Origin of the sequence: Viridibacillus soli (genome assembly GCF_016612995.1) — a bacterium.
Classification (GTDB): Bacteria; Bacillota; Bacilli; order Bacillales_A; family Planococcaceae; genus Viridibacillus; species Viridibacillus soli.
This window is the reverse complement of record NZ_JAEOAH010000023.1, coordinates 88,157-100,569: the sequence shown is the minus strand read 5'-3', so window position 1 is coordinate 100,569 and position 12,413 is coordinate 88,157. Positions and strand designations below refer to the sequence as shown.

Here is a 12,413-nt window from a genome sequence, read left to right as displayed (position 1 = left end):
TCTAAGTGTCGGCGGTTCGATTCCGTCCTGACCCACCATGATGCGGGTGTAGTTTAGTGGTAAAACCTCAGCCTTCCAAGCTGATGATGAGAGTTCGATTCTCTTCACCCGCTCCAATTTTTATGGGCCTATAGCTCAGCTGGTTAGAGCGCACGCCTGATAAGCGTGAGGTCGATGGTTCGAGTCCATTTAGGCCCACCATTAAAATTTTTCCGAAGTAGCTCAGTGGTAGAGCATCCGGCTGTTAACCGGACGGTCGTAGGTTCGAGTCCTACCTTCGGAGCCATATGGGGAAGTACTCAAGTGGCTGAAGAGGCGCCCCTGCTAAGGGTGTAGGTCGCGTAAGCGGCGCGAGGGTTCAAATCCCTCCTTCTCCGCCATATAGGCCCCTTGGTCAAGCGGTTAAGACACCGCCCTTTCACGGCGGTAACACGGGTTCGAATCCCGTAGGGGTCATACTTAAAAAACCTTTAGAATCAATATTGATTCTAAAGGTTTTTTGTTTTGCTCTTTTAACTTTTATAAATATGTTAGTAGATAATCTATGAAGGAGTGCTTTTTCATACATAATATGGTGTATATAAGATTCTGCAATAGTAGAAGAAGCTTATTGGCTGAAGAAATTAGCACGTTTTGATTATATGGCTTATTTAAAGCTACGGTCAGGTAATCGATTTCGAAGGTGATAATGAATGAAAGTAGTTGTGAATCTAAGTAAAGGCTATTTGCTGTTACTAGGCTTTTTTTATTTAATATAGTGTTGACCTTGACGTTACGTCAATCTATATAGTAGTAGTATGGAGGTGAATGGCGATAGAGATTACAATTCAGAAGCTTGCAAAATTGTCGGGTGTTAGTACGCGGACGCTACGTTATTATGATGATATTGGATTATTGAAGCCTGCGCGGGTTAATTCTTCTAGTTATCGGATATATGGGCAAGCGGAGGTTGATTTATTACAGCAGATCTTATTTTATCGTGAATTAGGCTTTAAATTAGAAGTTATTAAAGAGATGGTGACTGCTGAAGACTTTGACTATAAGAGAGCTTTGGCGGAGCATCATGAGGCTTTAATGATGAAACGTCAGCAGTTGGACGTCATGATTACGACGGTAAACAAAACAATTGATGCTATGAATGGAGGAGTTCAAATGTCAAATAAAGAAAAATTTGAAGGATTCAAGAATAATATGATTGCAGATAATGAACAGCAATATGGGCAAGAGATTCGCCTAAATTACGGGGATGGTACTGTTGATGCTTCAAATAAAAAAGTGCAACAGATGACAGAACTGCAATATGAAGAGGTGCAAGCTTTAGAGCAAGAAGTGAAAGATTTATTAAAGCTAGCAATGGCAGATGGGCAAGCAGATAGTGAGATCGCTCAGCGTGCTGCGGATACGCATAAGCGCTGGTTGATGTATTATTGGCCACAGTATAGTAAAGAGGCACATGCGGGACTTGCCGAAATGTATGTAGCAGATGAACGTTTTACTAGCTACTATGATATTGAGCAACCGGGAATAGCGAAACTCTTGAGAGATGCCATTTTAATCTATACAGGGAAGAGTAATTAGAGTACTGCAAATAGCAGTGCTCTTTTTTATGTTTGATTTAAAAAAAGTAGGAAATAATTATAGATAGGTTATATTGATGGGAGGAATAAAATGACGAATCAAAATTTTCAAAGTTTAAAAAATCAGATGGTGAAAGAATTATTTGTTTTACAGGAAAGAAAATATACACATGAGCTCCCAGAATCAACGGAGTTATCCAATTATGACAATCACCCTGCAGATAAAGCGACTGATTTAACTGATCAGGTTACAGAAATGGCAATTGAAGATCATAATGATGTGGAAATGGAAAAACTCCAGGCCGCATTACATGCCATAGATGATGGTACTTATGGAAAATGTAGCGAATGTGGAGAAGACATTCCATTTGGTCGATTGGAAGTAATGCCAACTGCTTTAACATGTGTTGAACATGCACCAGATGATAAGTTACCAACAGACAGACCTGTTGAAGAAGAAGTGTTGAATGCTTCTACAGCACAGCCTGTAAATGATACAAGAGCGATTGTTGATTATGAGGACAGCTTTTTAGAAGTAGAATCTTTTGGTTCTTCAGATTCACCAGGAGATCAAATAGAATAATGTTAGGATGGGACTGTAGAGATGCAGTTCCATTTCTATTGTGCTCAATAGAGATGACAATTATATGAATTTATTAGGAGCAATTATAAATATTTAGTAAATGTATAATGGGGAAATATAGTTTTTATTGTAAATAGAGTGTTTAAGAAGTTAATGATAGTTGCATCATTCGATTAACAACTAAGAGGTGTATACATAAGGATGTGGAAGAAATATTCATTATCGCTTAGTGGAATTGGTGTTTCTTCTTTTGGTAACTGGATTTATTTAATTGCATGATCAACTGCAGCAATAGCAGTATTGTTGGCGCTGATATTGTGTACACAAGTATTCCAAAAGTCGAAAAAGACATATTATGCTGAAGGTTCGTAACAATGTATAATATGTGCAAGCAGATAGCTTTAGGAGGTACGACATATGGATATTATTGATTTGCATTGTGATGTGTTGTTTAAAATGTCGGATGCTGAAGAACCATTAGATTTTAAAAATGCACCACAATTACAGGCAAATTTGGACCGTTTGAAGAAAGGCAAAGTAAAGGTTCAAGTATTTGCAATTTTCGTCGATGAGACAGTGCCGCAAAGTAGAAAATATTTAGAGGCGATTCGTCAGATTGAATTATTTCAAACGCAGGTATTAGCACCAAATCCTGAAATGGTACATATAACAGATTGGCATCAGCTAGAAAGGCTTCAAGATGGCGAAATTGGGGCTATTCTTAGTTTAGAAGGTTGTGATGCCATCGGAGCGGATTTATTCAAATTACAGGCGATATTGGACGCTGGCGTAAAACTAGTAGGGCTCACTTGGAATAATGAGAATGCAGTTGCTTATGGTGCACAAAATGACCCTAATTTAGGTTTGAAGGATTTTGCAAAAGAGGTATTAGCTTTATTAAATGAGCGTGACATTCTGATAGATGTTTCACATTTAAATATGCAAGGATTTTGGGATCTACTACCGATAGCTAACCACATTATTGCTAGCCATTCGAATGCACGTGCATTATGTGATCATCCCCGTAATTTAACGGATGAGCAAGCAAAGGCTCTTATAGAACAAGGTGGTCATATCCATTTAGTTTATTATCCTGGATTTATTGTGGATGGAGATAAATCAGTTACAATGGATGCGTTTATTCAACATTTTATCCATTTAGCAGATGTTGTGGGTGTTGAGCATTTAGGGATTGGCTCTGATTTTGATGGTATTCCCTATTTTGTGGAGAATTTGCATAATGCATCTCAGGCTCAAAATTTGATAGGGAAGTTGCAAGAACATTTTTCTGAAGATGAAGTGAAAGGTATTGCAAGTAATAACTTTTTATCTTACGTGAAAAAAATGCAAAAGTAAGCATAAAGAAACGTCATGAAGTAATTTCATGACGTTTTTTACTATTTTAAAACTGTTTGCAAAATAAAAATTAATCCTTTTTTATTTTTACTAGCACTTGTTTGTTTTTACCATAAATAATAAGTTCATATGTGTCTTTTTTTATCTGTTCTTTAGTTGAATTTAAGGCGAAAAATTTCTCGAAAGACTCTTTTAAATAAGCGACATTTTCAGCTTTATCCTTAGAGTTGTCTAACCCCGTATTTAAAGAAATGTAAGTTTTTCCATCCTTTACTCTATAGCCTACGCCTTTTAGTTTGTAATCACTTTTCCCAATAAGATTATCAGATATAATGCTTATAATTGAACTCCATCTCGATTCTTGTAATCTTTTTGATTCGTTATACAGGTTAAATTCAACTTTTTTAAATTCAAACTTTTCCTTCATTAACGCTTTTTCTACAGCTTGCTTAATAGCCTTTTTTCTCTTCTCAGTATTAGGTAAATATATACTGATTACATCATTATTATATCCAATGCCCAATGTATCATAACCGAATTTTTTCATGGTTTTTGAAATGACAGGGAATATGTTCATCCTTTTTTTATTGATTTCTTTACTTTTAGACGTCTCATTTGGAGGGGATTTTCTAGATTGTTCAATTTCAATTTTATAATTATCAATGTGACGTTTCGCAAGAATCTTTTCTATTTGTTTTGTGATGATTAGTTTTTCTTTTTTCAATTCTTCTTTAGTTGAATTAAGAGAAACAGTTATCGTATAAGGATTCGTCATGTGTCCTGCACTGTCGACTGAATAACCGAGTTTGTCTAGGGTTTCAAAAATTTCCGTTGTCAAGCTAGTGCCATTCAAATCCAATTGAATAGGAGCTAATTTCTTTACACCATTAGCCATTACAGGAGAAATAGTGGCACTACTTACTAAAAAGCAAAAGAAGGCAATTGCAAGGCCCGCCGTGATAAGTGGCTTTTTCAACAGTTTTCGTTTTAATTTTATAAATAATGTCTTTAGTGGCTTGTTACCAAAGTGTTTTCCCATAGTGATAACCCCTTTTCTTCTAGTGTCTTTAACTCTCATGTTCATGTCGATTTTAATTCATCACTCAAGCATGGTAGTTAACATATACAATATATGTTAATAGGTAAAACATCATGACACAAGCTATATTGAGGTTTATATATTTGTTGTATTGGATTTCTTTGTAAATTATTGGCGAAAGTGCGTAAAAATTGCGATAGAACATTGCAAATGAAGTGCCGAATCGGCGAGAAAGATGTATGATAGTATAGGATATTTAAGTATGTACGAGTGGATTCCAGTAATTGGTGGAATCCGTTGACGGAGGGAATTTTCATGAATCGGAAGTTGTCAGCAACAACCGGCGACCGAATTGAAACGGATCAATCGATATTACATTTTCATACAGAAACAATAGAAGTAAGTCGATTGTCAGCGCTCACCTTTTTTGAAGCAGGTGAGCAATCATTTGCTGGACAACGATTTTTTTGGCAAAATCGTGAAAAAACATTTACGCTTGTAGGCTTGGGTCAAGCTCATACCATTACAAGCAATGCAAAAGAACAAAGATTTGATGATGTTGAACAGCAATGGAAAAGGTTAACGCAAAATGTGGTTAATGATGAACATAATTTACAACCAATTTTGTTTGGTGGCTTTACATTTGATACGGAAAATAAAGTATCGGGTGAATGGACAGGCTTCCCAGAAGCTTTTTTTGCTGTGGCAACATATCAGCTTGTGATGCGAAATGATCAAGCTTATGTGAGCATTCATTTAATCACAGATGAAGAAAACACCGTGGACGCGCTTGAAGCTTTACGTAAAGAGCGTGATGAGTTAATTCATACAGCGCAGGTAAAAGCATTAAAAACATATGCGAAGCCACAAATTAAGAGTAGCTATGAGCCATATAAAGAAGAATATTTGGCATCTATTAGTAAGGTGACGTCTTTAATTCGCCAAAAAGAAGCGGATAAAGTTGTCATAGCACGCTCACTTGCACTACAATTTGAGGAGCAAGTATCATCTCCAAATGTATTGTCACAAGTTATTATGGAGCAGCCTGAGAGTTATTTATTTGGCTTAGAGGAACAAGGGAAATTATTTTTCGGAGCATCTCCTGAGCGCTTAGTGAAGGTTTCGGATATGTATGCGTATTCTTCATGTGTCGCAGGTTCTGTGAAGCGTGGGGAAACGGTGGAAGAAGATGAATTGCTTGGACAAGGCTTATTAAATGATGAAAAAAATCGCTCGGAGCATCAATATGTTGTAGATATGATTCTACAAACATTTAAAGAAAATTGTGCAAGCTATGAAATACCTCATGCACCTAAGTTGTTGAAAATTAGAGATATACAGCATTTGTTTACACCGGTTGAAGGACCTATGAAAAAAGAGGCTACTATTTTACAGTTGGTTAAAACGTTGCACCCAACACCAGCTCTAGGAGGCGTACCTCGTGTGAAGGCGATGGAAGTCATTCGTGAATATGAACCGATGAATCGTGGTCTATATGCAGCACCAATTGGTTGGTTAGATGCACAAGGTAACGGTGAATTTGCTGTGGCAATTCGCTCGGCTTTATTAGCTAATGATCAGGCGTTTTTATATGCTGGTGGTGGCATTGTGGCCGATTCAGAGCCAGCTAGTGAATACGATGAAACATTGGTGAAATTACGCCCGATGTTACGAGCTTTAGGAGGACATTTACATGAGTGAGAAAGCGACTTTAACGAGCTATGTCTATAAGCTTGTGGCGTCATTATACGGTGCAGGAGCGCGCGATGTTGTTGTTAGTCCTGGTTCACGATCGACACCACTTGCCTATGCGTTTGCTTCTTCGAAGGAGTACAATATGTATCGCCAAGTAGATGAGCGCTCTGCGGCATTTTTAGCATTAGGCATTGCGAAAGCAAGTAATCGACCTGTTGTGTTAGTTTGTACATCAGGGACAGCTGCAGCGAATTATTTTCCTGCCATTGTTGAAGCGAGCTATGCACGGGTGCCATTAATCGTATTAACGGCGGATCGTCCACATGAATTACGTGAAGTAGGAGCACCACAAGCCATTGACCAAATACATTTATATGGTGAGCATGTGAAATGGTCAGTGGATTTCCCATTACCAGACACCTCGAAGGGGACATTACCATTTATCGAGCGTCATATAGCACGTGCCGTTTCGATCGCAACAACTGCACCTGCTGGACCTGTACAAGTGAATGTACCATTCCGCGAGCCTTTACTCATTGATTTCCAAGAAGAGTTACCAGTCGGGACTTTTGTGGAAAGCTATGCAGCTGAGTTACGGCCTTCTAAAAATGCATTTAGAGCGTTAGAAGGGGCAATTAATGATGTGAAAAAGGGTTTTTTAATATTTGGCGAGATGAATCAAGGTACGGATCTAGAAGCAGTCTGGAACTTTATTCGACAGCTGAAATGGCCAGTTCTTGTAGAGAGTCTGTCTCATTTACGTACGAATATTCCAGCTGACTGCATGGGTTTAATAATTGATCAGTACGATGCTATTTTGAAAAACGAATCGTTTAAAGCTGCAATGGCACCTGATACAGTTATTCGCTTTGGTGCACAGCCGGTATCAAAACCGCTTACGCTTTTTTTAACCAAGGCTAAGCTTGTTAACTATATCGTAGTGGATGAGGATTCGATGTTTCGTGATTCTTTAGCGATTGCAACACATCATGTGCATGCTAATGTAAGCGACTGGTTAGAAGATGTAGCTGTGGAAGCGGCTGGCGATGCTACTTATGTAGCAGATTGGATGACTGCAAATGACATTGCAACGAAGCATATTGAGTGCTATTTAGCTGAAGAAACGGATGAAGGAGCAATGGCGGCGACGTTATTTGCAAATTTACCGGAGGCGAGCGATTTGTTTGCGAGTAGCAGCATGCCAATTCGAGATGTTGATACATTTTTCAATAAAACATCGAAGGACATAAAAATTTTTGCGAATCGTGGGACCAATGGAATTGATGGTGTTGTATCGACTGCCTTTGGACTACAGCTTGCAAGACAGCGTGAGACTTACTTATTGATCGGTGACTTGTCATTTTTGCATGATGTGAACGGCTTAATTGCGACACGATATCAAGCTTGTAATATGACAATTGTTGTGATGAATAATGATGGCGGTGGTATTTTCTCATATTTAGCGCAAGCTAAAGAGGAAGCTCATTATGAAGAATTGTTTGGAACGCCTTCAGGACTAGAATTTAAAGATATCGCGCAAATGTACGGAGCAGAATATAAAGCTGTAGAAGCAAAAGAGGACTTCACAAAAGTGTTACAAGCACCGAAAGAAAAACCACTGCGCTTAATTGAAGTATTTACGGATCGTCAAAAGAATGTTGCGACACATCGTAAATTATGGAGCGCAATTGGTGAGGAGTTAGATGCGAAATGGCAAGTGTAATGATGACAGTAAACGGCATAAATGTACATTATGAAATCATCAATCCACGTGTTGAAAAAACAGTTGTATTATTACACGGCTTTACGGGGAGTTCAGCAACGTGGAATAAAGTAATGCATTTACTTGGTGAGCAAGTTCGTATTATTGCGATTGATTTAATGGGGCATGGGTATACAGATAGCCCGAAAAATGTAGCCCATTATTCAATGGAAAAGCAAGTAGCAGTTTTACATGAACTGCTGATACAGCGTAATGTCGATGTATTCACGTTAGTCGGCTATTCAATGGGAGGTCGCGTCGCATTAGCTTATGCTTTACAATATCCTGATACAGTCGAACAACTAATTTTGGAAAGTGCTTCTCCAGGTTTGCAAATGGCTGATGAACGTGCTGCGAGAGCGAAGGCTGATAACGTTTTGGCAGATCGTCTTGAATCAGAAGGCATCCAAGCGTTTGTTGACTATTGGGAGAGCATCCCGTTATTCGCAACGCAAAAAAGTTTACCTTTAGACGCACAAAAGGAAATTCGTGCAGAACGCTTATCGCAAAATGCACGAGGTTTAGCAAATAGTTTAAGAGGTATGAGCACCGGGCAGCAGAACTCTTATTGGGACGAGCTTACAAGCTTTGTTAAACCAGTCATTTTAGTAACAGGTGAGCTGGATGAAAAATTCCAAGAAAAAGCAGCGGACATGAAAAAATCATTGCCAAATTGTACGCATATAATCGTACCGAAAGTTGGACATGCAATTCATGTGGAAAATCCCGAAACTTTTGCTACAATAATAAAGGAACAAATTTAAAATTACAGGTAGGAGGATCATATATATGACTCGTCAATGGGTAACAGAGCGTACATACGAAGATATTAAGTATGAATCTTACAATGGTATCGCGAAAATTACGATTAATCGTCCAGAAGTGCGCAATGCATTCCGCCCTAAAACAACAGCGGAACTAATCGACGCTTTTACACGTGCACGCGATAATTCTAAAATCGGTGCAATTATTTTAACCGGTGAAGGCGACAAAGCATTTTGTGCAGGCGGAGACCAAAAAGTTCGTGGAAACGGTGGCTATGTTGGCGATGACAACATTCCTCGTCTAAACGTATTAGACTTACAACATTTAATCCGTATCACTCCAAAACCAGTAGTAGCAATGGTAGCTGGCTACGCAATTGGTGGCGGACATGTGTTACACATCGTTTGTGATTTAACAATAGCAGCAGAAAATGCTCGCTTCGGACAAACAGGTCCTAAAGTAGGTTCATTTGACGCGGGTTACGGTGCAGGCTACTTAGCACGTATCGTTGGCCATAAAAAAGCGCGTGAAATTTGGTACCTATGTCGTCAATACGATGCACAGGAAGCATTGGATATGGGCTTAGTAAATACAGTTGTTCCTCTAGAAAAATTAGAAGACGAAACTGTTCAATGGTGTGAAGAAATGCTTTCTAAATCACCTACTGCACTACGCTTCCTAAAAGCATCATTCAACGCAGACACAGACGGTTTAGCAGGTCTTCAACAATTTGCTGGAGACGCAACTTTACTTTATTACACAACTGACGAAGCAAAAGAAGGCCGCGACGCATTCAAAGAAAAACGCGAACCAGACTTTGGACAGTTCCCACGTTTCCCTTAAATAGGGAATAGTGTATAAATGAACATAGGACTTAGAATTTCGAGCATAGAATCTCAAACTTATTTGGAGATTTAGGCTCGAAGCGTAAATTCCACAGTTCGAAGGATAGTTTGTTCAATGCTGAAGACACTATTTTATAAAAAAGGCGGCTCTATCAAGTTGTCATTTTAAGCTGTCCTTTTGGGCAGCTTTTTTTATCAATAAAATAAATCAGGAGGTGAAAAAAAATGATTCCAAACTGGCTTTTACAGCGTAGTACGCTAACGCCTGATCGTATTGCACTTCTTTTTCAAGATGAGCAATGGACGTTTAAAGAAGCGAATGAAAAAGCGCTCGTTCTTGCAAAAAAGTTAACTGCAAGTGGAGTGAGACAGCATACACGCATTGCGATTTATGCATCTTCTAACCCACAGATTATATGGATGATGTATGCTTGCATGCATTTGCAATGTGAGATGGTGCTATTAAACTTACGGTTAACGGGAAAAGAGTTAGCTTATCAAATTGATGATGCAGCGGTTGATTTTATATTAGTCGAAGATTTACTAATGGAAAAACTACCGATAACAAAAGTATCAATATTAAGCTTTAGTGAAATAAATGCAAGTCCCGAGCAGGCTATTATTGTTGCAACTGAATGGGCTGAAAATCAAACGATGACGATAATGTATACGTCAGGTACGACAGGATTTCCAAAGGGAGTCCGTCAAACGGTAGGGAATCATGTCTCAAGCGCTACATCTTCCGTCTACAATATGGGCTTAGTGGATACTGATTGCTGGCTTTGTACGATGCCCTTATTTCATATTAGTGGATTTTCGATGCTAGCAAAGTCGTTATTGCACGGTGTAAAAATTAATCTGTATCCCAAATTCGATGTTGTGAAGATTGTAGATGAATTAGTAGCAGGTACAGTTACACGAATGTCTGTTGTTGCAGTCACATTAGAACGAATTTTAACGGAGCTAGAAGTTAGAAATGCAAAAGCTTCTCCAAAATTCTTAACAATGCTTACAGGTGGAGGGCCAGTCCCTGTAGATTATTTGAAGCGGGCGGCAAAGCTAGACCTAAATGTTGCACAAACATACGGTATGACTGAAACGTCTTCTCAAACAGCGACGTTATCCGGTGCAGATGCATTGCGTAAAATAGGCTCTGTTGGCAAAGCACTGTTTTTCAATCAAATTCGGATTGATGAAGCGAAAAAGCCCTTTGAACAAGGGGAGATCTTAATCCGCGGACCTCATGTAACACCGGGATATATAGGCCGTTTTACAGATAAACCATCACAGGAAAATGGCTGGTTGCATAGTGGGGATATTGGTTATTTAGATGATGAAGGTTATTTATATGTCGTCGATCGACGTTCAGATTTAATCATTTCTGGGGGTGAGAATATTTACCCTGCAGAGATTGAAAATATACTTACTTCTCATGAAGCGGTACGCGAAGTAGGCGTATGTGGAGTAGAGGATAAAAAGTGGGGGCAAGTGCCTAATGCATTTGTAGTTTTGAGTGAAGATGTAGAGTCAAACGAGTTACTGGCATTTTGCAGAAAACATTTAGCCGCATATAAAGTGCCGCATCAGATTCATATTGTCGGGCAGTTACCTCGAAATGGATCGAATAAATTATTAAGACGTAAATTGTGTGAGTTATTAATAAAAGAATAATTGCAAATAAGTATACAACGACATTATTAGAAGCCATCTATCTCAATTTTTAGGTGGCTTTTATTGTATTTATTTTGATGTAGATGCATTAAATACCACGATATTATATAATTTTATTACATCAAAGGGGGAGTTTAATGATATGAAAGAACTTCAGCAGATTTCTATTCCAGAATCTATAATAGGGGGTGTCACCATATGTCCATCATTTGTATTACCACTTCAAACTGGTGCAGTGACAGGAATATACTCTGATGTGGAGCACATTGACTATATAGTCCAGCAACTTCAGCATCATCAACAATTACATTTACATTTTCGCAAAGAAGGCTACTATGAACGGCTTACTGTTATGGAGAATTTAAAATTTGAGCAGCGTTTATATGACTCTAATGCAATACTTGAAGATATTTTAAAACTGACAGGATTAATGGATAAAAAAAGAGTGAAGATGAAAGATTTGAGTGATTCACAACTTCAACGTGTACGATTAGCAAAGTTACTTATTCATGAAAAAACCATACATATTTTAGAAGAGCCATTTCAAAATTTAGATATTGAAACGAAACGCATTGTTGACATGGTCGTTACAACATTAAAGGAGAAAGGCTGTACTGTTTATCTTCTGACAAATAATTTGGAAGGTCTGCTCATCTCGTCAGATCAAGTTTATCGCTTAGATGCGCAAGGTTTACAGCCATTAGATTTACAGGAGGAACCGACTAAAGCAGTAGAAGGGATAGAAACTGAGAGTCGACTTATTAAGTTAGAGAAAATTCCTACTAAGCTAAATGATAAATTCATTTTATTTAATCCACCTGAAATTGATTACATTGAAAGTGTAGATGGCTTAATCAATGTATATGTTGCTGGGGATGCATTTCCATGTACATTAACTCTTAATGAACTGGAGCAGCGTTTATTGGTATTTGGTTTTTTCCGTTGTCATCGGTCATACATTGTAAATTTACAAAAGGTTAGAGAAATTGTTACATGGACAAAAAATAGCTATAGCCTAATTTTATCCGGCAACGATAGAACGCACGTCCCTTTATCTAAAAGTAAATTAGTCGAATTAAAGAAAATAGTCGGAATATAAATTATTTCTCAGGAAATAATT

At 38.2% G+C, this 12,413-nt stretch carries 10 protein-coding genes and 5 tRNA genes; 14 read left to right on the top strand and 1 reads right to left on the bottom strand.

Going from position 1 to position 12,413, the window contains the following annotated elements:
* Window positions 1-42 precede the first annotated feature (42 nt).
* The 8 genes from JFL43_RS14880 to JFL43_RS14845 all read left to right on the top strand — a co-directional run bounded on the left by JFL43_RS14880 (window position 43) and on the right by JFL43_RS14845 (window position 3,516).
* Window positions 43-116: transfer RNA gene (locus JFL43_RS14880), tRNA-Gly, on the top strand.
* A gap of 8 nt (window positions 117-124) precedes the next feature.
* Window positions 125-201, top strand: a tRNA-Ile gene (locus JFL43_RS14875).
* Between the two features lie 10 nt (window positions 202-211).
* Window positions 212-286 (top strand) — tRNA-Asn (locus JFL43_RS14870).
* A gap of 3 nt (window positions 287-289) precedes the next feature.
* Window positions 290-380: transfer RNA gene (locus JFL43_RS14865), tRNA-Ser, on the top strand.
* Between the two features lie 4 nt (window positions 381-384).
* Window positions 385-456, top strand: a tRNA-Glu gene (locus JFL43_RS14860).
* A gap of 357 nt (window positions 457-813) precedes the next feature.
* Window positions 814-1,578: a MerR family transcriptional regulator gene (locus JFL43_RS14855; protein WP_200749649.1), complete on the top strand. Its 765-nt coding sequence runs from the start codon at window positions 814-816 to the stop codon at window positions 1,576-1,578.
* A gap of 90 nt (window positions 1,579-1,668) precedes the next feature.
* Window positions 1,669-2,160, top strand: a complete 492-nt coding sequence (locus JFL43_RS14850; RefSeq protein ID WP_200749641.1) for a TraR/DksA C4-type zinc finger protein — start codon at window positions 1,669-1,671, stop codon at window positions 2,158-2,160.
* Window positions 2,161-2,577: 417 nt separating this feature from the next.
* Entirely contained in the window at window positions 2,578-3,516 is a 939-nt protein-coding gene (locus tag JFL43_RS14845) for a dipeptidase (RefSeq protein WP_200749640.1), read from the top strand.
* Window positions 3,517-3,586: 70 nt separating this feature from the next.
* Here the strand turns inward: JFL43_RS14845 and JFL43_RS14840 are convergent, their stop codons facing one another.
* A complete protein-coding gene (locus JFL43_RS14840; protein WP_200749639.1) occupies window positions 3,587-4,555 on the bottom strand; it encodes a hypothetical protein in 969 nt (322 codons plus the stop codon).
* A 315-nt stretch (window positions 4,556-4,870) separates the two neighbouring features.
* Here JFL43_RS14840 and JFL43_RS14835 point away from each other — a divergent pair, with 315 nt between their 5' ends.
* The 6 genes from JFL43_RS14835 to JFL43_RS14810 all read left to right on the top strand — a co-directional run bounded on the left by JFL43_RS14835 (window position 4,871) and on the right by JFL43_RS14810 (window position 12,392).
* Window positions 4,871-6,256 carry an isochorismate synthase gene (locus JFL43_RS14835; protein ID WP_200749638.1) on the top strand — a complete coding sequence of 462 codons (1,386 nt, stop codon included), beginning with the start codon at window positions 4,871-4,873 and terminating at the stop codon, window positions 6,254-6,256.
* Window positions 6,249-7,973 carry a 2-succinyl-5-enolpyruvyl-6-hydroxy-3-cyclohexene-1-carboxylic-acid synthase gene (gene menD, locus JFL43_RS14830; RefSeq protein WP_200749637.1) on the top strand — a complete coding sequence of 575 codons (1,725 nt, stop codon included), beginning with the start codon at window positions 6,249-6,251 and terminating at the stop codon, window positions 7,971-7,973. The genes JFL43_RS14835 and menD overlap by 8 nt, the downstream gene beginning before the upstream one ends.
* Window positions 7,961-8,776, top strand: a complete 816-nt coding sequence (gene menH / locus JFL43_RS14825; RefSeq protein WP_200749636.1) for a 2-succinyl-6-hydroxy-2,4-cyclohexadiene-1-carboxylate synthase — start codon at window positions 7,961-7,963, stop codon at window positions 8,774-8,776. Before menD ends, menH begins: the two co-directional genes overlap by 13 nt.
* 25 nt (window positions 8,777-8,801) lie before the next feature.
* Entirely contained in the window at window positions 8,802-9,620 is an 819-nt protein-coding gene (gene menB / locus JFL43_RS14820; RefSeq protein ID WP_100796209.1) for a 1,4-dihydroxy-2-naphthoyl-CoA synthase, read from the top strand.
* A 227-nt stretch (window positions 9,621-9,847) separates the two neighbouring features.
* A complete protein-coding gene (locus JFL43_RS14815; protein ID WP_200749635.1) occupies window positions 9,848-11,293 on the top strand; it encodes an o-succinylbenzoate--CoA ligase in 1,446 nt (481 codons plus the stop codon).
* A 142-nt stretch (window positions 11,294-11,435) separates the two neighbouring features.
* Complete coding sequence (locus tag JFL43_RS14810; RefSeq protein WP_200749634.1) at window positions 11,436-12,392, top strand: LytTR family transcriptional regulator DNA-binding domain-containing protein; 957 nt, start codon at window positions 11,436-11,438, stop codon at window positions 12,390-12,392.
* The last annotated feature ends 21 nt before the right edge of the window (window positions 12,393-12,413 follow it).